This window comes from Enterovirga sp. (assembly GCF_035325185.1).
Lineage (GTDB): Bacteria > Pseudomonadota > Alphaproteobacteria > Rhizobiales > Beijerinckiaceae > Enterovirga.
In genome coordinates, this window is the sequence record NZ_DAOLAJ010000024.1 from 27,459 (window position 1) to 47,635 (window position 20,177).

The 20,177-nt window shown below is 70.5% G+C and carries 19 protein-coding genes; 7 read left to right on the plus strand and 12 right to left on the minus strand.

Annotated elements, in window-relative coordinates:
• Nucleotides 1–2 precede the first annotated feature (2 nt).
• From PKD06_RS07085 to PKD06_RS07125, 9 genes are all read right to left on the minus strand, one after another.
• Entirely contained in the window at nucleotides 3–746 is a 744-nt protein-coding gene (locus PKD06_RS07085) for a tellurite resistance TerB family protein (protein WP_324379004.1), read from the minus strand.
• A 94-nt stretch (nucleotides 747–840) separates the two neighbouring features.
• On the minus strand, nucleotides 841–2,166 hold the full coding sequence (locus PKD06_RS07090; protein ID WP_324379006.1) for an MFS transporter: 1,326 nt from the start codon (nucleotides 2,164–2,166) through the stop codon (nucleotides 841–843).
• Between the two features lie 81 nt (nucleotides 2,167–2,247).
• Complete coding sequence (locus tag PKD06_RS07095; RefSeq protein WP_324379008.1) at nucleotides 2,248–3,210, minus strand: alpha/beta hydrolase; 963 nt, start codon at nucleotides 3,208–3,210, stop codon at nucleotides 2,248–2,250.
• Nucleotides 3,211–3,244: 34 nt separating this feature from the next.
• Nucleotides 3,245–3,730, minus strand: a complete 486-nt coding sequence (locus PKD06_RS07100) for a YidB family protein (protein ID WP_324379010.1) — start codon at nucleotides 3,728–3,730, stop codon at nucleotides 3,245–3,247.
• A gap of 63 nt (nucleotides 3,731–3,793) precedes the next feature.
• Nucleotides 3,794–5,683 carry a glycosyltransferase gene (locus PKD06_RS07105; RefSeq protein WP_324379013.1) on the minus strand — a complete coding sequence of 630 codons (1,890 nt, stop codon included), beginning with the start codon at nucleotides 5,681–5,683 and terminating at the stop codon, nucleotides 3,794–3,796.
• Nucleotides 5,680–7,509 carry a glycosyltransferase family 2 protein gene (locus PKD06_RS07110; protein WP_324379015.1) on the minus strand — a complete coding sequence of 610 codons (1,830 nt, stop codon included), beginning with the start codon at nucleotides 7,507–7,509 and terminating at the stop codon, nucleotides 5,680–5,682. Before PKD06_RS07110 ends, PKD06_RS07105 begins: the two co-directional genes overlap by 4 nt.
• 110 nt (nucleotides 7,510–7,619) lie before the next feature.
• Nucleotides 7,620–8,003, minus strand: a complete 384-nt coding sequence (locus PKD06_RS07115; protein WP_324379017.1) for a DUF427 domain-containing protein — start codon at nucleotides 8,001–8,003, stop codon at nucleotides 7,620–7,622.
• Complete coding sequence (locus tag PKD06_RS07120) at nucleotides 8,000–8,881, minus strand: methyltransferase domain-containing protein (RefSeq protein WP_324379019.1); 882 nt, start codon at nucleotides 8,879–8,881, stop codon at nucleotides 8,000–8,002. The genes PKD06_RS07115 and PKD06_RS07120 overlap by 4 nt, the downstream gene beginning before the upstream one ends.
• 38 nt (nucleotides 8,882–8,919) lie before the next feature.
• The gene (locus PKD06_RS07125; RefSeq protein ID WP_324379022.1) at nucleotides 8,920–9,774 is read right to left on the minus strand and encodes a 3-hydroxyacyl-CoA dehydrogenase family protein; all 855 of its coding nucleotides are present in this window, start codon (nucleotides 9,772–9,774) and stop codon (nucleotides 8,920–8,922) included.
• Between the two features lie 91 nt (nucleotides 9,775–9,865).
• Between PKD06_RS07125 and PKD06_RS07130 the strand changes: the two genes are divergently transcribed.
• From PKD06_RS07130 to PKD06_RS07150, 5 genes are all read left to right on the plus strand, one after another.
• A complete protein-coding gene (locus PKD06_RS07130) occupies nucleotides 9,866–10,615 on the plus strand; it encodes a ComF family protein (RefSeq protein WP_324379047.1) in 750 nt (249 codons plus the stop codon).
• A gap of 56 nt (nucleotides 10,616–10,671) precedes the next feature.
• Nucleotides 10,672–10,929: a glutaredoxin 3 gene (gene grxC / locus PKD06_RS07135; protein WP_324379024.1), complete on the plus strand. Its 258-nt coding sequence runs from the start codon at nucleotides 10,672–10,674 to the stop codon at nucleotides 10,927–10,929.
• Nucleotides 10,930–10,940: 11 nt separating this feature from the next.
• Nucleotides 10,941–11,813: a carbon-nitrogen hydrolase family protein gene (locus PKD06_RS07140; RefSeq protein ID WP_324379027.1), complete on the plus strand. Its 873-nt coding sequence runs from the start codon at nucleotides 10,941–10,943 to the stop codon at nucleotides 11,811–11,813.
• 55 nt (nucleotides 11,814–11,868) lie between these two features.
• On the plus strand, nucleotides 11,869–12,345 hold the full coding sequence (locus PKD06_RS07145; protein ID WP_324379029.1) for a DUF1178 family protein: 477 nt from the start codon (nucleotides 11,869–11,871) through the stop codon (nucleotides 12,343–12,345).
• A gap of 376 nt (nucleotides 12,346–12,721) precedes the next feature.
• Entirely contained in the window at nucleotides 12,722–13,417 is a 696-nt protein-coding gene (locus PKD06_RS07150; protein WP_324379030.1) for a TerC family protein, read from the plus strand.
• 57 nt (nucleotides 13,418–13,474) lie between these two features.
• On the opposite strand, the gene PKD06_RS07155 is transcribed toward PKD06_RS07150, so the two are convergent.
• Nucleotides 13,475–14,995 carry a phosphomannomutase/phosphoglucomutase gene (locus PKD06_RS07155; protein WP_324379032.1) on the minus strand — a complete coding sequence of 507 codons (1,521 nt, stop codon included), beginning with the start codon at nucleotides 14,993–14,995 and terminating at the stop codon, nucleotides 13,475–13,477.
• Between the two features lie 133 nt (nucleotides 14,996–15,128).
• Between PKD06_RS07155 and PKD06_RS07160 the strand changes: the two genes are divergently transcribed.
• Entirely contained in the window at nucleotides 15,129–17,177 is a 2,049-nt protein-coding gene (locus PKD06_RS07160) for a M3 family metallopeptidase (protein WP_324379034.1), read from the plus strand.
• Nucleotides 17,178–17,184: 7 nt separating this feature from the next.
• Here the strand turns inward: PKD06_RS07160 and PKD06_RS07165 are convergent, their stop codons facing one another.
• Nucleotides 17,185–18,432: an aminopeptidase gene (locus PKD06_RS07165; protein WP_324379036.1), complete on the minus strand. Its 1,248-nt coding sequence runs from the start codon at nucleotides 18,430–18,432 to the stop codon at nucleotides 17,185–17,187.
• A gap of 25 nt (nucleotides 18,433–18,457) precedes the next feature.
• The gene (locus PKD06_RS07170) at nucleotides 18,458–19,489 is read right to left on the minus strand and encodes an MBL fold metallo-hydrolase (RefSeq protein ID WP_324379039.1); all 1,032 of its coding nucleotides are present in this window, start codon (nucleotides 19,487–19,489) and stop codon (nucleotides 18,458–18,460) included.
• A 126-nt stretch (nucleotides 19,490–19,615) separates the two neighbouring features.
• Between PKD06_RS07170 and PKD06_RS07175 the strand changes: the two genes are divergently transcribed.
• The gene (locus PKD06_RS07175; protein ID WP_324379041.1) at nucleotides 19,616–20,152 is read left to right on the plus strand and encodes a hypothetical protein; all 537 of its coding nucleotides are present in this window, start codon (nucleotides 19,616–19,618) and stop codon (nucleotides 20,150–20,152) included.
• Nucleotides 20,153–20,177: the final 25 nt, after the last annotated feature.

Below are 20,177 nucleotides of genomic sequence, written 5' to 3' on the forward strand. Positions count from 1 at the left end.
CCTCATCCGGCCTGGACCGCCTCCTTCATTTTCCCCTCGAGGGCAGCGGCGAGGCCAGGATCGAGATTCAGGCGCTCCGCGAGGGCGGCGAGGTAGCGGCGCTCCGACTCCGTATCGACGGTGATCACGAGGAGCGAAGCGGCATAGACGGCGACGGCCACCTCCGGGTTTCGCACGCCGTCGGCGATGCGGCGGACATCCGGCGGCGCGCTCAGCTCTTCGGCGATGAAGGCGCGGTCGGCCTCGCCGAGTTCGAGCCGGCCGAGTTCCGCGACGATCGCCGCCTCTTCCCGCGAATCGATCTGACCATCGGCCTTCGCGGCCCCGATCATGGCCCGGATGAGAAGGCGGCTCAGTTCCTCCTCCTGGGCCGGCGTCGCCGGCGCCAGGGGCGAGCCCGGCTCGGGCCCGGTCGCACCGGCCTCGCCCTCCCCCACGAGCCCGGTCCGCCGCCCGCCCGGCACTGGCGCGCCGCCGGCCGGCCGGGCCGCCGGCTTCGCCTGCCATTCCTGGTAGACCTGCCAGGCCAGCGATCCAATGATCGCCGCCCCGCCGAAGCGGCCGATCATGTCGCCCACGGCGCGGCCCCTGGCGGCGCCGAGAACCTTGGTCGCGAGCATCGTCACCAGCACTGCCCCGGCCTTGCCGCCGAGCGACTTGGCGAGGTTCTCGACGATTCCGCCGCGTCCGGCGGCTTTCGGCGCCTGCGCCGCGGCGACCGTGTTCAGCAAATCCTTGACGTTCACGTGACCCGCTCCATTCCCTGTCCCGGCAGCAAAGTGGGACATGACGCACCGCTTTCCAACCCGCGGAGGGTAAAACTCAACTCATGCGCCCCGCTCAATGCGTCCCGGCGGGACGCGGCGGCATCTCGTCGGAAATGCCGACCTTGTACCAGACATAGACCGCGAGCAGCGCCACCGGGATGCCGATCAGAGAGGTCCAGACGAAGAACCAGACGAAGCCGGTATGCTCGATGATGAAGCCCGAGAAGCCGGCGAGGATGCTGCCGGGAAAGGCGCAGAGCGATGTGAGGAGCCCGTATTGGCTCGCCGCGTGCTCGACCGAGGCCAGGGTCGACATGTAGGTGATGAGCACGATCGAAGCGAAGGCGTAGGCGAAGTTCTCGATCGAGACCGTTGCCGCGAAGGTCCAGAAGGCCGTGCCCCCGCCGCCGCCATGGGCGGCGAGATAGGCGAGCGCGAGATGGGAGGCCGACGCCGCCACCGTGCCGATGAGGAGGCTCGCCATCATGCCGATGCGGGGGATAAGCCATCCCGCGAGGAAGGTCCCGCCGAGCGCGATCCAGAAGCCGAACAGCTTCGTCACCGTCGCGATGTCGGTATTGGAGAAGTTCTGGTGCTTGAACAGCGGCACCGCCATGGCGCTCGCGATATAGCCCGGCATGCGGAAGCCCGCGACCAGGAGCAGGATCGCGATCGCCATCGGCCCGAGCCGCGTGATCAGGTCGCGGATCGGCGCCCAGACCGTCTCGACGAAGCCGGCATGGGGCATATGCGGGACCATGTCCGAATCGGGCTCGGGCGCGGCGAGCGCCGCGACGATGCCGACCAGCATCAGCGCCGCCATGCAGAGATAGGCGCCGCGCCAGCCGACATGGTCGGCGAGATAAAGCGCTCCGGCTCCCGCCGCGAGATTGCCGATGCGCCAGCCGATCTCGGTCCAGGAGGAGAGGACCGCCTGTTTCTCGGGAGGCCGCACGCTGGTGATGCGCCAGCCGTCCAGCACGAGGTCGAGCGTCGCGCCCGCGATGCCGAGCGCGAAGGAGAACAGGATCGTCCACCACAGCCAACGGGCCGGATCGCCGAACGCGACGAAGGTCAGCGTCGCCATCACGCAAAGGAGCGCGACGACGAGCCAGGCCCGCCGCCGCCCGAGCCATTGGCCCAGCAGCGGCGGATCGTACTGATCGAGGAACGGGGCCCACAGGAACTTGAACTTGTAGGCGAGGGTCAATTCGCTGAGGAGCCCGATCGCCGCGATGGAGACTCCGGCATCCGACAGCCAGGCCGATTGCGTCGAATAGACGAGCAGGAACGGCATGCCGGAGGTGAAGCCGAGCCCGAGCGCCGGCGCGATGCGCCGGTCCGTGAACAGGGCGGACCAGAAAGGAATCGGTTCGGCGCTCGCCGAGGCCACCTGCATGCCCGCCTCCGGTGTGACGGGGCCGGCATAGCATGCCGGAACGCCGCGCGCCGCCCGGTTTCGACGGGAGCCTGCCGCCGGTCAGCCTGTTGCGCGCAGGGGCGGCGCCTCGCGCCGTGCGGCCGTCGAGCCCCGCTCCTCCATCGCCGCGTGCAGGAAGGCCGCCGCCTCGTCGACGGAGCGGCGCGCCTCCGGCAGGACGGACGGAAAGAGCTGCCAGCCGTGGAAGACATCCCGCCAGATCGACAGGGACAGCCTCACGCCGCAGGCGCGCGCATGTTCCGCGATCCGGCGCGAATCGTCGAGGAGCAGCTCGGTCTCCCCGACATGGACGAGAAGCGGCGGCAATCCCGTCAGGTCGGCATAGACGGGAGAGACGCCCGGATCGCGCGGATCGGCATGGCCCAGATAGAGCGAGGCGACCCATCGCGCATGCCGGGCATGGAACATCGGATCGGCCGCCTCGTTCGCCCGCATGCTCTCTCCCGCGAGGGAGAGATCGGCCCAGGGCGAGAAGAGGGCGGCCGCGGCCGGAAGCGGGGCACCCTCGTCGCGCAGCCTCGCGAGGAGCGCCAAGGCAAGTCCGCCGCCGGCCGATTCCCCAGCCAAGGCGATGCGCCCGGGCTCCATGCCGCCGGCCAGAAGCCCCCGATAGACCGCGGCCGCGTCATCCAGGGCGGCCGGATAGGGATGCTCCGGCGCCAGCCGGTAATCGGGAACGAAGACGCGAAAGCCGCGCCGCGCGAAGGCGCCGGTGACGGGCCGATGCGTCGCCGGGGAGCAGACCACATAGGCGCCCCCATGGAAATAGAGGAGCGTGCGGCTGCTCTCCCTCGGGCCGAGCAGCCATTCCCCCGCCACGCCGCCGATCCGATCCGGCGCGGAGCGGGTGCCCCGTGGCGGCGCGCGCGAGAGGCGGGCCATGAGATCCCGGCTCGCCTGGATATCGGGCCGCCCCAGCGAGCGCGGCTTCAGCCAGTGCCGGAAGGCCCAGCAGAGAAGACGCGCCCGCAGGCTCCCGGACAGAGCCGGCTCGCCGGTCATATCCGGCATCCGGCCCGGCCCGGACCCGGCGGCGTCAGGTGGCCGGAAGGCTGCCGTTCGGCGTGTAGCGGTCCACGGCCTCGGGCAGGGTGCGCGAGAGGCGCGACAGGATCTCCTCCTTGGAGAGCCCCGTCTGGCCGGCGAGGGCTTGGAGGACGTCCGGCCCGATCGCAGTTTCGAGCTGATGCGGCGCCGCCGGCTTGTTCGGCCCCGATCCGACCCAGGAATCCACGGTCTCGCCATGGCCGGCATTGCGGAACTGATCGACCAGATCCTTGAGCCCACCGCCCAGGAAGCCTCCGGCATCGCGCGCAGGGGCATCGGCGGGCGCCGCCGCCGCGTGGTCGCGCCACGGCGCGAGAATGCCGTCGAGGCCGCTCGATTTCGGCTCACCCGGTGCGCCCGGCTTGTCGTTGCCGGTGAGGCCACCCAGCCACTCTCCGATCTTGTCCCTGTTCTGGTAGCCCGCGATGGCGAGCAGGCCGAGCAACGCCGTCATGGACGGGTAAGCGCGACTCATGGTCGATGTCTCCTCTGGGGTCACGTGATGGGGGCAAACGCGGCGCCCGGCGCATGGTTCCCCTCAGCCGAGGCGGTCGGGGAACCGGAAGGTCGAGAGCAGCGGATGCCAATATGGATCGTCGCGCAGCATCTCACCCCAGCGCTCGCGGAACAAGGCGGCCTCCTTCAGGAAGCGCGCGCGGCGCGCACCCTCCTCGCGTCCGCGCGAGGCCGATTCGGCGTGGACGAGGACAGCCTGCGGATCGAGAATATTGCGATAGCCGCGGCGCAGGAGGCGCAGGCAGAAATCGATATCGTTGAAGGCGACCGGCAGGACCTCGTCGAAGCCGCCGGCCTCCCGCCAGGTCGCGCGGCTCACCGCGAGGCAGGCGGCCGTCACAGCCGCCACCTCGTGGGGAACGGTGAGGCGCCCGAGCATCCCCGGATGGCCGCGCGGCATCCTGCGGTCGCGGTGCCCGGCCTCGCCCCCGAGCCCGAGCGCGACCCCGGCATGCTGGATCCGGCCATCCGCATAGAGGAGCTTCGCGCCGACCGCGCCGATGTCGGGCCGCGTCGCCCATGAGACGAGGCGGCAAAGCCAGTCCCCGGCGATGATCTCGCAATCGTTGTTCAGGAGGACGAGGACCTCGCCCCGCGCCGCCTCGGCCCCCGCATTGACCAAGGCGGAGAAATTGAACGGGCCGGGCTGACGCAGAACGCGCAGGTCCGGCCGCTCTTCGAGCGCGCGCAGATAGGAGAGGGCCGCCTCGTCCTCGCTGCCGTTGTCGACGACGATCATCTCGTAGCTGCCGGCAGGCGTCTTCTCGAAGACGCTTTCGCAGAGCGTGAGCAGAAGCTCGACACGGTCGCGGGTCGGGACGATCAGGGTCGCCGGGACATTTTCCCCCCGCGGAGCTGCCTGCGCCGGAAGGGCGGGCTCGGCCGGGGCGAGGGTGAAGAGGACGCGCTTCAGATGCCCGACCGCCGCAGCGCCGTCCCGTTGCGCGGCGAGGCCCGGCAGGTCGCGCCAGCGCACGGCGCCGCCGAGATGGGTCCGGCGCACGAGGCAAGGCCGACCGACATAGTCGAGACCCTCCTGGAAGGCCGGGCTCCAGTCGGGCTTGAGTTGGGCAGAGATCCCGGCCGGGATGCGAAGGGCACTGTCGGCATAGAGCACCGACAGGCCGGGGCGGCTCGCCAGATGCGCGCGCAGGCACGCCACCGCCGTCTCGTCCGGCTCGTCGCCCGGAAGGAGTCGCGCCACGAAACCGGCATCGAGGCCGCAGGCGGCGGCCAGCGCCGCCTCTTCCGTCGCGTTGCCGATCCGGATCTCCGTCCCGGGAAGCAGTTCGATCTCACCCGCAAGGGCCGCCGGCGCAAGGATGAGCAGGCACCAGCCGGCGTCGAGCTGGCGCGCGAAGGCCGCGAGGGTCCGGCGCAGGAGCGGAAGGTCCCCGGCTTCTGGGACGGGCAGGACGAATCCCAGGCGCGGGCCGGAGGCAGCCGCGGCACCAAGGCCCGCATCCAGCCCGTCCGGCTCGAAGGGCCGGCGATGCTCGCGGGCATAGCGCGCGAAATCATCGGGCGGAGCGAGATCGAAGGCTTCGTGCACATCCACGTTGCGCCCCCTCTCCGAGGCGACCCAGGGCAGAAGATGCAGGAGGCGGCGCGGGTGCCGCATCAGGCGGAGAAGGACGGCGCCGAACGCAAGAGGGCGGAGCGCATCGACCCGGAGCGCCGCCGCCCGGCCGGCCGGCGCAAGGACCTCGATCCGTCGCAGATCGGCCGGCGCCTTCCAGGTCCAGGCTCCCCGCCCGAGCGCGGCTGCAGCCAGGAGATGCTCCTCGCATCCCCCCGCGCGGACGAAGCGCACCAGCGGCCGCGCGGGCTGGCCGAGGAAGCTCTGGCTGTAGAGCAGACGGAGCCAGCGCCCGCGGAAACGCCCGCCCTCCTCGCTCAGGATCGGGATCATGGGGCCGGCGGCCAGGCCGGGTCCGTCCAGAGCGGCACGGAGAAATCCGCCATCACCTGTCCGTGGCAGGTATTGTACCAGGGATCGCGCGCGAGGCGATCCGCCCAGCGCCCGGTGAAGGCGGCCAGCTCGCGCTCGTAGCGGGCGCGCTGGTCGGGACTCCAGTCGCTGGGGCGGGAGGCGGATTCCTTGTGCAGCAGGCAGGCGCCCGGCACATGGAGGCTGCGATAGCCCGCCGCGTCGAGCCGCAGGCAGAGATCGACATCGTTGAGGGCGACCGCGAAAGCCTCAGCGTCGAAGCCGCCGACCGCCTCGAATTTCGCGCGCTCGATCGCGAGGCAGGCGGCCGTCACGGCCGAGCAGCGCCGCGTCGTCTCCAGCATGTGCAGGTAGCCGGGATGGCCGTCGCGGAAGAGATGAAAGGCATAGCCGGCCGGCCCGCCCCTGAGGCCGAGCACCACCCCCGCATGCTGGATCAGATCGTTCGGATAGAGCAGCTTCGCACCGACCGCCCCGACCTCGGGGCGAATCGCCTCGGCGACGAGGAGCCTGAGCCAGCCGGGCTCGCGCACCTCGACATCGTTGTTCATGAACACGACGACGCGGCCCCGCGCCATCGCGACTGCGTCGTTGTTGATGCGGGAGAAATTGAACGGCCCCGGCATGGGCGCGATGCGCATGCGCGGGTCGCGCTCGTATGCTCTCAGCCGCGCGAGCGTCCCGGGCTCGGAACTGCCGTTATCGGCCACGATGATTTCGAGATCGGGATAATCGGTCCCCCCGAGAAGCCCGTCGAGGCAGGGGACGAGAAGGTCGAGCCGGTCGCGCGTCGGCACGATCACCGTCACGGGCGGCGGATCGGCGAGAGCGCGCGCGATCTCGATGCGAAGCCCCGGACCCACACGCTGCGCCGTGGCCTTCGCGCCCGTCGCCGCGAGATGGGCCTCGACGGCGGCGAGGCCGTCGCCTCCGTCATCCGCCTCGCCCCCGCGCAGGTCGCGCCCATGGACGGGCCCGATGACGTGTCCCACCGCCTTCTCCCCGCGCACGGTGGCGAGGCGCAGCAGGAAATCCCGCGCAAGCGCCCCCTCGCGCCCCGCCTTATAGCCCCCGAGAGCCAGGAAGGCCGCACGGCGGACCGCGAGGAAGTCTCCCGCGACATCGACCTGGAGCAGGAGGTCCGGATCGAAGTCAGGCTTCAGCAGCGGCAGGACGAGATCGGCAAGGGCCAGCACCTCGTCGGCAAGGGCGGCCTCGATCCCCTCCCCCGCGAGCGTCGCGGCGATCGGGCCGAGGGCTCCGGGCAGCAGCACGTTGCCGGGAAGGAGGATCAGCAGAAGCTCATGGTCGCAAGCTCGCGCCGCCCCGTTGACGAGATCGGCGAGGCTCCGCGCCCCGGGCAGGATCACCGCGCGGCCCGCATGGCCGGCCAGGACGGCAGCATCGGCGGCAGCGAGAATCGTCTCGCCCCCCTCCGGGACGGAGGCGATCGTCGTGCGCAGCCGCTCCTCGGACACGTTTTCCCGGACGGGTACGATCGCCGCGCAGGACGGCAGCGGATCGGGCGGGACCAGCGGGGCCACCGGCCGCAGGTTCGACGGCAGGGCGAAGCCGAGGCGGCGTCCGACGATCTCCTGCACGCGGTAGCGCGCGCGCGCATAGCGGCGGGTCGCATGCCAGTAGAGCGCCTTGGCAACCGTGCGGGGCGCGAGCGGCGCGGCGGCGATGGCGTCGGCCAGGAAGCGCTTGGTGTAGTCGTCCGGCTGGATGAAGGCGGCATAGCCCCGTCGAGCCCGGTCCGGAGGCGGCGGGATATGGCGCGGCATCGGCGCTCAGGCCCGCGGGCGCAGCGAGGCGGAGGTCGCCGGGAAAAGGGGGCGCGTCATGCGTCTCCGGCCGGTGCCGCCTCAAAAAAGATCGCCGGGGAAGGAGAGCCTCACGCCAGTTCCTCGATCGCGTCCACCCGGTCCGGGTAGAAGGCGAGATGCCCCGCGATCCGGCTCACGGCCGGATAGGGCTCCGCATAGCTCCAGGCTGCGTCGCGGCAGGTCAGGCCGCCGGCCGTCACCGTGAAATAGCTCGCATCCCCCTTGTAGGGACAATGGGAGCGGCGGTCGGATTTCTCGAAGAGATCCGCCACGATATCCTTGCGCGGAATGTATTGGACCGGCGGATAATTCGCCTCGCGCAGGGTCAGGGCCTGCGTCGTCTCGGCCACGATCACCCCGCCGGCGATGACGCGGACGCGTAGCGGGTTCTTCTCGATCGTGATCGGGTGGTCCCGGCCCGGCTGCTTGATCTTGGGGGCGGGGGCGGTCATCGCGGGTCTCCTGTGGGGCCGTATTCCGGCACGCCGAGGGCGTCCGCCAGCCTCGCCCGAGCCGAGCCCGGCCGCAAGGGCTTCTGCTGGCTTTCATGCGGCGCCCAGCCCGAGAGCCAGACGAGATCGAAAGTGGCGCGCACCCGCCCGTCCGCGTCGGCGAAACGCTCACCGTAAATCTCGGCCGCGCGCATCAGCGTCGCGCGGCGCAGGGGGGTACGGCGGCGCTCGGCCAGCGCATTGGCCCAGCCCATCGCCCGCAGGTCGTCCATCAGCCCGAAAGGCGTCCGGTAGCGCACCACGGCGCGGTCGAGATCGACCACCGGAAGGGCGAAGCCCGCCCGCTGAAGGAGGCTTCCCAGCGCCCGGATATCGGCGAAGGGCGCGATCCGCGGCGAGACGCCGCCTTCCAGCTCCGCCTCTGCGGCGGCGAAGGACTGGCGCAGCTCGGTCAAGCTTTCCCCGCCGAGGAGGCAGGCGAGGAACAGCCCATCCGGCTCGAGGACGCGCCGCACTTGCACGAAGCTCCCCGGCAGGTCGTTGGCGCCCTGGAGCGCGAGAAGCGACACGACGAGACCGGCCGATTGCTCCGCGAAAGGCAAAGCTTCCTCGTCCCCGACGAGATCGGCCGCCTCCGCTCCCTCGGGGGCGAGGCGGAAGACGCGCTCGCACAGGCCCCGCATCGGCCCGAGCGCGAGCGGGACCGGGCTGCCGAGATCAATCCCGCACCCATAGCGGCGCGTGACGGCGGCGAGGCGCTCGGCCAGATCCTCGGCGGCCCGCTCCAGCAGGAAGGCCGGGTATCTGCCCGCAGCCAGGGCGCGCCGGAGGCGGCGCCGGGCGAGCGCACGGTCGAAGGGAGCGGCGGGGCTCTGCATGGCCCATCTACCCCCGTTCGGGGGCGGGAGGCCAGCGCTCAGCTCGGGTCGCGCCAGCCCGGCTTGCCGCGGCCCCCGACCAGCCCCGCCCGCACCCGCTGCTTCAGCAGGGGCCGGGGCCGGAAGCGCTCGCCATAGGCGTCCTGGAGGATTTCCTGCACCTGGAGGCACAGATGCGAGGTCGTCGCATCCATCAGCTCGAAGGGGCCCATCGGGTGGCCGAGGCCCAGCCGGCAGGCAATGTCGATATCGGCCGGCGTCGCGACGCCCTCCTCGACCAGCCTCACCGCCTCGATCATGAAGGCGTGCAGGAGCCGGTTCACGGCGAAACCCGCGACGTCCTTGATCTCGACCGGCGTCTTGCCCGCGCGCCGGCACAGGTCGAGGGTCGCCGCAAGGGTCTCCGGCGCCGTGTCGAAGGCGGGAATGACCTCGACCAGCTTCATCCGGGTCACCGGCGAGAAATAATGGGTGCCGATGAAAAGCCGCCGCCTCTGCGGACCCACCGCGGCGGCGAGGGAGGAGATGGGAATCGTCGAGGTGTTGGTCGCGAAGATGCAGCCGGGCGCGCAGATGCCGTCCAGCGCCCGGAAGACCTCGGCCTTGACGCCTTCCTCCTCGAACACGGCCTCGGTGACGAAGTCGCGGTCGGCGAGGGCGGCGCGGTCGGTCGTCCGCCGCAGCCGCGCGAAGGCCGCCTCTCCCTGGCCGGCCGGCAGGGCGCCGCGCCGCACCCCGCGGTCATAGACGGCGCCGAGCCGCTCGACGGCCGCGGCAAGCTTCTCCCCGGTCGTGTCGACCAGCACCACGTCGTGACCCGCGAGCGCGAAGGTGAAGGCGATCTCCGCCCCCATCAGCCCGGCCCCGACGACCCCGATCTTCTCCGCCGCCATGACGATCCTCCCGCCTCATGGCTTCTCATGCCCGATGCCGCGCCGCAACGGCTGGACGCCGCCGCCGCGGCGGGCGAAGCTCGGCGGCGCGATGGCCGCCCTCTCCCTCTCGCCCCTCCGGCGCGCCTTGTCGGCGCTGGTCGAGATCGTCTATCCGCCGGCCTGCATCGCCTGCGGACGGGCAGTCGGGACGCCCCACGGGCTCTGCCCGGAATGCTGGGCCGGGCTGCGCTTCATCGAGCGCCCGTTCTGCGAGCGGCTCGGCACGCCCTTCGCCGTCGATCTGGGCCTGTCGCTCGTCTCGCCGGCCGCCATCGCCGATCCTCCCGTCTATGCGCGGGCGCGGGCGGTCGCCCGCTACGACGAGACGGCGCGGACTCTCGTGCAGCGGCTGAAATATGCGGACCGGCTCGACACGGCCCGCGCGCTCGGCGTGATGCTGGCGCGGGCCGGGACGGAACTCGCGCGCGATTGCGACGTGATCGTGCCGGTGCCGCTCCACCGGACGCGTCTCTGGCGGCGGCGGTTCAACCAGTCGATGGAGCTTGCGCGGCCCCTGTCCGAGATATCCGGAAAGCCGCTCGACCCGGCCTTGCTGCTGCGCGTCAAGCGGACGGCGCCGCAGGTCGGGCTGACGAAGAGCCAGCGCGGGGCGAACCTGCAAGGCGCCTTCCGGGTGCCGCCCGAGGCGCGGGCGCAGCTGGAGGGCCGGCGCGTGCTGCTCGTGGACGACGTCGTCACCACGGGCGCGACCGCCAATGCCGCCTCGCGCGCCCTCCTGCGCGGCGGGGCGCTGGCCGTCGACCTCCTCTCCTTCGCGCGCGTCGTGCCGGATTCGTGACGCTTTTGCGGGGCGCACGCCGACGATATGATGGATTTTTGCAAGGTGAACCGCCGATGCCGCCCATCACCATCTACACGAAGAGCTGGTGTCCCTATTGCGCGGCCGCCAAGCAGCTCCTCTCAGAGAAGGGCGCGGCCTTCGAGGAGGTCGAGATCACCGGACGCGAGGCGGAGAAGGCGCAGATGGTGCAGCGTTCGGGCGGACGCACCACGGTGCCGCAGATCTTCATCGGCGAGCGCCATGTCGGCGGCTTCGACGACCTCTCCGCCCTCGACGCGCGGGGCGAGCTGGACCCGCTCCTCGCCGCCTGAGGGATTCGGCCATGGAAGAGTCGTTCGTCGCCGCCTGCGCGACCATGCGCTCGGGCCGCGATCCGGGCGCGAACCGCGACGCGGCCTCTCGCCTGATCCGCGAGGCTGCCGCGGCCGGGGCGGCCTTCGTGCAGACGCCCGAGATCACCAACATCGCCGACCGGAACCGGGCCGCGATCCTCGAAAAGACAGCGACGGAAGACCGGGACGAGACCCTCGCCGCCCTGCGCGAGGTCGCGCGCGAGACGCGCGTGATGCTCCAGATCGGCTCGCTCGCGCTCAGGACCTCGGGCGAGCGGCTGGCCAATCGCGGCTTCCTGATCTCGCCGGAGGGGGAGATCCTCGCCCGCTACGACAAGGTCCATCTCTTCGACGTCGATCTTCCGAACGGCGAATCCTGGCGCGAATCGAACAGCTATGACGGCGGCTCCCGCGCCGTGGTGGTGGAAACCGCGCTCGGGACCATCGGCCTGTCGATCTGCTACGATATCCGCTTCGCCGGCCTCTACCGCGCCCTCGCCGAGGCGGGGGCGGAAATCCTGACGGCGCCGGCCTGCTTCACGCGCCAGACCGGCGAGGCCCATTGGCAGGTGCTCCAGCGGGCGCGGGCGATCGAGACCGGCTCCTTCATGATCTCCGCCGCCCAGGGCGGCCGGCACGAGGACGGCCGCGAGAGCTACGGCCATTCCATCATCGTCGATCCCTGGGGCCGCGTCCTCGCCGAGGGCGGGAGCGATCCGGGCCTCGTCATGGCCCGGATCGAGCGCCCGCTCGTCGCCGAGGCCCGCGCCCGCATCCCCGCCCTTCGGAACGGCCGCCCGTTCCGGGTCGAGGTGCTGCGGCAGGCAGGGCGACCGCTTGCCGCTGCCCGGCAAGGGCCGTAACGGGAACTCAGCCACCTTATATTCGCCCGGGGGGCCGCGTTCCGGTGCCTGTGAGATGATCCGCTTCAGCCTCCGCTGCGAGGCAGGCCACGATTTCGAATCCTGGTTCCCGTCCGGCGAGGCGTTCGACGGGCTGCGGGCGCGCGGCCTGCTCTCATGTCCCGTCTGCGGCAGCCCGAAGGTCGAGAAGGCGCTCATGGCTCCTTCGCTCGGCCGCAAGGGCAACCGCGCCGCCGCCCCCGCCGAAGCGACGCCGCCCCCGGCGGCCGAGCCCGAGGCGGCAGGACCCGTCACCCTCCTGTCGGAGAAGGAGAAGGCGGTCAGGACCATGCTTCAGGCCCTGCGCGCGCATGTGACGGAAAATGCCGATTACGTCGGCAGGAGCTTCGCCGACGAGGCGCGCCGGATGCATTACGGCGAGATCGAGCACCGCTCGATCTATGGCGAGGCGGAGGCCCGCGAAGCCAAGGCGCTGATCGAGGAGGGAATCGAGGTCCATCCCCTCCCCCCGGCACCCGACGAGCGCAACTGAAGCCTCGGCGCGCCTGCGCGTGGCCAGGGGAGGCGCCTTCCCTGTCATCCCCGGCCGGAGCGAAGCGGAGGGAAAGAAGATCCAGAGCCTCCTGCGAACCCTCCTGGATTCCCTTTCCGGCCCTTCGGACTGCCGGGAATGACAAGGGGAACCTTCCCCCGAGGGAGCGGCCGCCACGACGCGCATGTTTGACACGCCGGCCTCGTGCGCTATCTCTGGCCGAGAGATCGGAAACAGCCATGGCGCACCTTCGCCTCGGCTTGGCCGGAGCCCTCGTCCTTTCTTTCCCAGCGGCCCGGTTCGGACAAGGCCGCCCGCATCCATCCCGTTTCGTCCTCACGGGGCATCCCATGCCCGCCACTTCCGGTCGCTCCTGATGGAAATGCTCGGTCCTCACGCCCTGAAGCTGTTCGAGATCATCTGGATCAACATCATTCTGTCGGGCGACAACGCCGTCGTCATCGCGCTCGCCTGCCGCGGCCTGCCGGCCGACAAGCAGCGGCTCGGCATGATCCTGGGCGCAGGCGTGGCCGTCGCGCTGCGCGTCGTCTTCACCGTCCTCGTCGCCTCGCTCCTGTCGGTCCCCTATCTGAAGATCATGGCGGGACTCCTCCTGCTCTGGGTCGCCGTGAAGCTGATCCCGGGCGAGGACGAGGGGGATGGCAGCATCGCCGAATCCGACAAGCTCTGGCACGCGGTGAAGACGATCGCGATCGCCGATGCCATCATGAGCCTCGACAACGTCCTGGCGATCGCAGGGGTGGCGAAGGATTCCACCCTCCTTCTCATTATCGGCCTGCTGATCTCGATCCCGCTGATCGTGGCCGGCGCCAGCCTGATCATGATGCTGCTGGAGAAGCTTCCGATCCTCGTCTGGGCCGGCGCGGCGCTCCTCGGCTGGGTCGCCCTGGAAATGATCCTGACGGATCCGGCCCTCCTCGATCGCGTCGGCGAGGCGCGCCTGCATACGCTCGAACTGCCGGGCGAGATCGCGGGAGCGCTCTTCGTCCTCCTGGCGGGCTATCTGCTGCTGCGGCGCAAGAATCGCCGCAAGGAGGCCGCCGAAATCTGAGACGCCGCCTCCATCACCGAGGGCGGCCCCGGCCGGAACGACCTGCCGGATTTCGCCTCAGATCGTCTGGTTGTAGGCGCCGACTTCCGGGCTCTCGCGCAGGACGGCGTCGACGGCCTGGAACATCTCGCGCAGCCGCGCCTCCGAGACGGGAGATTCGACGACCACCACCAGTTCCGGCTTGTTGGAAGAGGCGCGCACGAGGCCCCAGGTCCCATCCTCGGCGACGACGCGCACGCCGTTCACCGTGACGAGGTCGCGGATCGCCTGGCCGGCGACTTTCGCGCCCTGCGCCTTCATCTCCTCGAAGCGCTTCACCACCTTCTCGACGACGGCATATTTCTTCTCGTCGTCGCAATGGGGGGACATGGTCGGCGAGCCCCAGGTCTTGGGCAGCTCGGCGTAGAGCTGGGACATCGACTTGCCGGGATTGCGGTCGAGCATGTCGAGGACGGCGATCGCCGTGACGAGGCCGTCGTCATAGCCGCGCCCCACGGGGGCGTTGAAGAAGAAATGGCCGGATTTCTCGAAACCCGCCAGCGCGTTCAGCTCCTTGACCCGGCGCTTGATGTAGGAATGGCCGGTCTTCCAGTAATCCGTCTTCGCGCCCAGCTCCTTCAGCACCGGATCGGTGAGGAAGAGGCCGGTCGATTTCACGTCCACGACGAATTGCGAGGGGCCATGCACGCGCGTCAGGTCGCGGGCCAGCATGGCGCCGATCTTGTCGGCGAAGATCTCGTGCCCCGTCTCGTCGACGACCCCGCAGCGGTCGCCGTCGCCGTCGAAGCCGAGCCCGACATCGGCCCCGTGCTCCTTCACCGCCGCCGCCATGGCATGGAGCATCTCCATGTCCTCTGGGTTCGGGTTGTAGCGCGGGAAGCTGTGGTCCAGCTCGGCATCGAGCGGCACGATCTCGCAGCCCAGCGCCTCCAGGATGCGCGGCGCGAAGGCGCCCGCCGTGCCATTGCCGCAGGCCGCGATCACCTTGAGCTTGCGTTTGATCTTCGGACGGCTCGTCAGGTCCGCGACATACCGGTCGGGAAAGTTCTCGACGAAGACGTAGGAGCCGCCGCCCTTAAGGTCGAAATCGGCCGCGAGCACGATCTCCTTGAGCTGCGTCATCTCGTCGGGGCCGAAGGTGACGGGACGCTGCGCGCCCATCTTCACGCCCGTCCAGCCATTGTCGTTATGCGAGGCCGTCACCATGGCGACGGCCGGGACGTCCAGCGCGAATTGCGCGAAATAGGCCATCGGCGACATGGCGAGGCCGATATCGTGGACCTTGCAGCCGGCCGCCAGGAGCCCCGTGACCAGCGCATATTTGATGGAGGAGGAATAGGCGCGGAAATCGTGGCCCGTGACGATCTCGCGCTTGACGCCGAGCCGCCCCAGCATCGTGCCGAGCCCCATTCCCAGGGCCTGCACGCCCATCAGGTTCAGCTCGGGCGCCTTGTCGGAGCCCGGATGGCCGAACCACCAGCGCGCATCGTATTCGCGAAATCCCGTGGGCTTGACCAGCGGCTGCATCTCGAAGGCGAGGGTATTGGGCTTCAGCGAGGCTTGCGGCTTCGGATACATCAGGACTCCGCGTATCGGGACGGGCGATCCGCCGGTCCGGGCATCGTCGTCTATGCGTCGCCATTGGTGAACGGGAGCGGAACGGCGCCCCGATCATCTTGCGGGACATGGCCCGCCATGCCACCTCCCGCCGATGACCTCCAATCCCCTCCTTGCGCCCTGGGACACGCCCCACGGCCTGCCGCCCTTCGACCTGATCACGCCCGAGCATTTCAAGCCGGCCCTGGAAGATGCCTGCGCCGAGCATCTGGCCGAGATTGCCGCCATCCGCGACGATGCGAGACCGGCCGATTTCGAGAACACGATCGCGGCCCTGGAGCGGGCCGGGCGCAAGCTGGAGCGGGTGACCTGTGTCTTCTACAACCTGACCGGCGCCCATACGAGCGAGGCGCTCCAGGCGGTGGAGCGCGAAGCCTCGCCGATGCTCGCGCGGCACTGGAGCGCGATCAGCCTGGACCCGGCCCTGTTCCGCCGCGTGGACGCCGTGATGAAGCAGGCCCCCGAACTCGGGCTCGATGCCGAGCAGAGGCGGGTGCTGGAGAACCATCACCGCGCCTTCCGCCGGCAAGGCGCGGGCCTGCCCGAGGCGGAGCGGGCGCGCCTCGCGGCGATCGCCGAGCGCCTCGCGACGCTCGGCACGCGCTTCGGCCAGAACGTCCTCGCCGACGAGCAGAACTTCGTGCTGCCGCTCGAAACCGAGGCCGACCTCGCGGGATTGCCCGATTTCCTGCGCGCCGCGGCGCGGCAGGCGGCCGAGGAGCGCGGCCTTCCGGGCCATGTCGTGACCCTCGCGCGCTCGCTCATCGAGCCTTTCCTGCAATATTCGACCCGCCGGGACCTGCGCGAGCGCGCCTTCGCAGCCTGGATCCGGCGCGGCGAGAACGGCGGCGAGACCGACAACCGCGCCATCGTTGCGGAGACCGTGCGGCTGCGAGCCGAGCGGGCGCGACTCCTCGGCTATCCGAGCTATGCCCATTTCCGGCTCGAAAACACGATGGCGAAGACGCCCGAGGCGGCGCAGGATCTTCTGCGCAAGGTCTGGGCGCCGGCCCGGGACCTCGCCCTCGCCGAGCAGCGCAACCTCCAGGACCTCGCCGACCGCGACGGAGCGGCCATCCGGGTCGGCCCGCAGGACTGGCGCCATTATGCCGAGCGCGTGCGCAAGGAGCGCTACGATTTCGACGCCGCGGCGCTGAAGCCGTATTTCACGCTCGACCGGATGATCGAGGCCGCCTTCGATTGCGCGGGCCGCCTCTTCGGCCTCTCCTTCACCGAGCGTCACGACCTGCCGCGCTACCATCCGGCGGTGCGGAGCTGGGAGGTGAGGGACGCCGACGGCGTGATGGTCGGCCTCTTCCTCGGCGATTATTTCGCCCGTCCCTCGAAGCGCTCGGGCGCCTGGATGAGCGCCTTCCGCCGCCAGAGGAAGCTCGACGGCGTGGTCCGTCCCGTCATCGTCAACGTGATGAACTTCGCCGAGGGCGCGGAGGGCAAGCCGACGCTGCTCTCCTTCGACGACACCCGCACGCTCTTCCACGAATTCGGCCACGCGCTGCACGGGCTGCTCTCGAACGTCACCTATCCCTCGATCGCGGGGACCTCGGTGCCGCGCGACTTCGTCGAGTTCCCTTCGCAGATCTACGAGCACTGGGCCGAGGAGCCTTCGGTCCTGGCCCGCTTCGCCCGCCATTGCGAGACGGACGAGCCGATGCTGCCGGAGCTGATCGCCAAGCTGCACGCGGCGCGCAAGTTCAACCAGGGATTCGCGACGGTGGAGTACGTCTCCTCCGCCCTCGTCGACCTCGACTTCCACCTCCTGCCCTCGGCCGACAATCTCGATGTCGACGCCTTCGAGGCGACCTCGCTGCGGGCGATCGGCATGCCCGAGGCCATCACCATGCGCCACCGGACGGCGCATTTCACGCATGTCTTCTCGGGCGAGGGCTACGCTTCCTCCTATTACAGCTACATGTGGTCGGAGGTTCTGGACGCGGACGGCTTCGCCGCCTTCGAGGAGAAAGGCGACGCCTTCGATCCCGCGACGGCCGCGCGGCTGAAGGACTACGTCTATTCGGCCGGGGACCTTCGCGAGCCGGACGAAGCCTACACGCTCTTCCGCGGCCGGCTGCCTTCCCCCGAGGCGCTGCTGCGCCAGCGCGGCCTCGCCCCGGAGGCAGCGTAGGGGCCGCTCAGGCGGCCCACTCGCCCCGGCGCATCACGGGCGTCGCCGTCCCGTCGGCTCCGATCCCGTCGATATCGACGGCGCCGGAGCCGATCATCCAGTCGATATGGATGAGGCTCCGGTTGCAGCCGCGCGCCACCAGTTCCTCCTCGCTCATCGAGAGGCCGCCCCGGATGCATTTCGAATAGGCTTGGCCGAGCGCGATGTGGCAGGCCGCGTTCTCGTCGAAGAGGGTGTTGTAGAAGAGGAGGCCGGAGGCGGCGATGGGCGAGGAATGAGGCACGAGCGCCACCTCGCCGAGGCGCGCCGCCCCCTCGTCCGTCTCCAGCACCTTGCGCAGCACCTCCTCGCCCCGGCGCGCATGCGCCTCGACGATCCGGCCCTCCTCGAAGCGCACGCGGATCTCCTCGATCAGCGTGCCCTGGTAGGACAGGGGCTTGGTGGAGACGACATGGCCCGACACGCGCAACTTATGCGGCGTCGTGAAGACCTCCTCGGTCGGGATATTGGCGTTGCAGACGATGCCGTTCTTCGCCGTCGTCGCGCCGCCGTGCCATTCGTGATCGTCGGCGAGGCCGACCGTGAGATCCGTGCCCGGACCCGTGAAGCGCAAGGCCGCGTAGCGGCGCGCGTTCAGCTCCTCGGTGCGCCGGCGCAGGTCCGCATTGTGCCGCGCCCAGGCGGCGACGGGGTCCGGTCCGTCGACACGGGACGCCTTGAAGATCGCATCCCACAGCCGCGCCACCGCGACCTCCCCGGCGTCGCCAGGGAACACGGCGCGGGCCCAGGCCGGAGTCGCGGCCGAGACGATCGTCCAGTTGGTGGCGAATCCCGCGATCAGCTCCAGCGCCGGCACATAGGCCCTGGAGCGGGCGCGGTTGGCGCGGGCCACCTTCTCCGCATCCTGCCCGGCCAGCAGGCTCGGGTCGTCCCCGGCGATGGCGAGGCGCGCCGCGCCCGCGCGGAAGGCCGCGGCCATGCCCTCGTAGAGCCAGCCCGGCGCCGTGTCGAAGGCGGCGTCGGGAGCGAGTTGGAAGCGGGCGAGCGCGGCTTCCTCGTCCGTATAGAGCAAGGTCACCAGCGAGGCGCCGGCGCGATAGGCTTCGCGCGTGATGGCACGGGCGAGCGGAACCGCATCGAGCGGCGCGGTCAGGACGAGTTCCTGGCCCGGCCGGAGCCCGAGGCCGGTGCGCACCGCGACCGCCGCAAGGCGTTCCAGCCGCACTTCGTGGGCCGCTTCGTCGTGGAGGGTCATGGCATCTCCTGCGGTGGAACCCGCCTCAGAGGGCGGCGGCGCGGCGAATCCCGTCCGGGCCGGCCTGCACCGTGAGCCGCCCGCGACGCATCAGATAATTCACATGCGCCAGGATCTCGCTGAAGGCGAAGCCGGTCTGGTGCGCGTCGAGCGGCCGGTGGAACACCACCGGCACCAGCTCGGACGCGGAACGGGGCGTCTCGCGGCAGGCCGCGACGATCTCCTGGCAGCGCTCCTCGTGATGGGCGATCATGTCGTCCAGCCGGCCATGCAGCCCGGTGAAGGGGAGATCGTGGCCCGGAAGGACGAGGGCGTCGTCGGGGATGGCGGCTTTGAGGCTGCGCAGCGAGCGCAGGTAGATGCCGAGCGGATCGCCCATCGGGTCGCGCGGATAGACGCTCACATTGGGCGAGATGCGCGGCAGCACCTGGTCGGCGGCGAGGAACAGCTTTTCGCTCGCGCAATAGAGCATCATCTGCTCCGAGGAATGGCCTCCGCCCGTGAGGACGTCGAAGCTGCGCCCGCCGATGATCAGGCGGTCGCCCGCGATGACGCGGCGGAAATCCTGCGGCAGGCCGGTCAGCCGGCGCAGATAGTCGTGGCCGAGCGTCATCACCGCGTCGGTGACCTCCCGGCCGAGGCCGTTATCGGCATAGAAGCGGCGGTAGAATTCCCGGCCGAGCGAGGCCGGGTCGATCGTGAGCAGCAGAGCCTGGAGATATTCGGTCTCGGTCATGTCGAGGGGCAGGCCGAACCTGTCGATCAGCCAGCCCGCGGCCCCGACATGGTCGGGATGCATATGCGTCACGATGAGGCGGGTCAGGCGCCGGCCGGCGAGCGGGCCGGCCAGCAGCTTCTCCCATGCCTCCATGGTGGCCTGCGTGCCGATGCCGGCATCGACCACGGCCCAGCCGTCGCCGTCCTCGATCAGGTACACGTTGACGTGGTCGAGCCGGTAGGGAAGCGGCAGCCGCGCCCAGAGAAGCCCCGGAGCGACCTCGACCGTCCCGCCGAAGGCGGGCGGGGTCGGATGAGGATAGGCGAAGGGCACGGACATGGCTCGTCGCTACAGGCGCGGGCCGGCCACCTCAAGGGCATGGCTCCCCTGCGCGACGTGGCAGGCAGAAATTGCCGGAAGTCCGCAAGGCGCCTAGACTCTCCCCGGACATCGCACGGGAAGGGAATGGACTCGACGATCCCGACGACGAAGGCGCGCCCCTCGCCTCCCCTGGAGCCCGGCGCCGCGCGGATGCGCGAAGCGATCCTGGACAAGCTGCACCATGCAGCCGCGCTCTCCCCCGACGAGGCGCGGCCGCGCGACTGGTTCCTCGCGACCGCCCTCGCCATCCGCGACCGGGTAGCCGACCTGTGGCTCGAATCCCGCCGGGGCCTGCCGGACGAGACCAGGGAGGTCGCCTATCTCTCCATGGAATTCCTGGTCGGGCGGCTGCTCGAGGATGCCGTCGCCAATCTCTCGCTGACGGAGGAGGTGCGCGCGGCACTGGCCTCGCTCGGCATCGACCTGTGCGAGGTCGCGGCGAGCGAGCCCGATGACGCGCTCGGCAATGGCGGGCCCCGGGGGCGCCCCGCCCGCCTCATGGAGTCCCTGGCCCCCCCCGGCCCGCCCGCCGGAGGCGGCTCACGCCTGAGGCGGCACGCCGGCCGACGCGGGGACGTGCTGGAGCAGGATCCCCGTCTTGGCGTCGGCGATCCTGCCTGAGGCGGCCATGGCAAGGGCCTCGGTG

What these genes read in the sequence shown, in the direction of transcription:
- PKD06_RS07090 (WP_324379006.1), bottom strand. Translation starts at nt 2,166, where the DNA reads ATGCAGGTGGCCTCGGCGAGCGCCGAACCGATTCCTTTCTGGTCCGCC.
- PKD06_RS07095 (WP_324379008.1), bottom strand. Translation starts at nt 3,210, where the DNA reads ATGACCGGCGAGCCGGCTCTGTCCGGGAGCCTGCGGGCGCGTCTTCTC.
- PKD06_RS07100 (WP_324379010.1), bottom strand. Translation starts at nt 3,730, where the DNA reads ATGAGTCGCGCTTACCCGTCCATGACGGCGTTGCTCGGCCTGCTCGCC.
- PKD06_RS07105 (WP_324379013.1), bottom strand. Translation starts at nt 5,683, where the DNA reads ATGATCCCGATCCTGAGCGAGGAGGGCGGGCGTTTCCGCGGGCGCTGG.
- PKD06_RS07110 (WP_324379015.1), bottom strand. Translation starts at nt 7,509, where the DNA reads ATGCCGCGCCATATCCCGCCGCCTCCGGACCGGGCTCGACGGGGCTAT.
- PKD06_RS07115 (WP_324379017.1), bottom strand. Translation starts at nt 8,003, where the DNA reads ATGACCGCCCCCGCCCCCAAGATCAAGCAGCCGGGCCGGGACCACCCG.
- PKD06_RS07120 (WP_324379019.1), bottom strand. Translation starts at nt 8,881, where the DNA reads ATGCAGAGCCCCGCCGCTCCCTTCGACCGTGCGCTCGCCCGGCGCCGC.
- PKD06_RS07125 (WP_324379022.1), bottom strand. Translation starts at nt 9,774, where the DNA reads ATGGCGGCGGAGAAGATCGGGGTCGTCGGGGCCGGGCTGATGGGGGCG.
- PKD06_RS07130 (WP_324379047.1), top strand. Translation starts at nt 9,866, where the DNA reads ATGGCCGCCCTCTCCCTCTCGCCCCTCCGGCGCGCCTTGTCGGCGCTG.
- grxC (WP_324379024.1), top strand. Translation starts at nt 10,672, where the DNA reads ATGCCGCCCATCACCATCTACACGAAGAGCTGGTGTCCCTATTGCGCG.
- PKD06_RS07140 (WP_324379027.1), top strand. Translation starts at nt 10,941, where the DNA reads ATGGAAGAGTCGTTCGTCGCCGCCTGCGCGACCATGCGCTCGGGCCGC.
- PKD06_RS07145 (WP_324379029.1), top strand. Translation starts at nt 11,869, where the DNA reads ATGATCCGCTTCAGCCTCCGCTGCGAGGCAGGCCACGATTTCGAATCC.
- PKD06_RS07150 (WP_324379030.1), top strand. Translation starts at nt 12,722, where the DNA reads ATGGAAATGCTCGGTCCTCACGCCCTGAAGCTGTTCGAGATCATCTGG.
- PKD06_RS07155 (WP_324379032.1), bottom strand. Translation starts at nt 14,995, where the DNA reads ATGTATCCGAAGCCGCAAGCCTCGCTGAAGCCCAATACCCTCGCCTTC.
- PKD06_RS07160 (WP_324379034.1), top strand. Translation starts at nt 15,129, where the DNA reads ATGACCTCCAATCCCCTCCTTGCGCCCTGGGACACGCCCCACGGCCTG.
- PKD06_RS07165 (WP_324379036.1), bottom strand. Translation starts at nt 18,432, where the DNA reads ATGACCCTCCACGACGAAGCGGCCCACGAAGTGCGGCTGGAACGCCTT.
- PKD06_RS07170 (WP_324379039.1), bottom strand. Translation starts at nt 19,489, where the DNA reads ATGTCCGTGCCCTTCGCCTATCCTCATCCGACCCCGCCCGCCTTCGGC.
- PKD06_RS07175 (WP_324379041.1), top strand. Translation starts at nt 19,616, where the DNA reads ATGGACTCGACGATCCCGACGACGAAGGCGCGCCCCTCGCCTCCCCTG.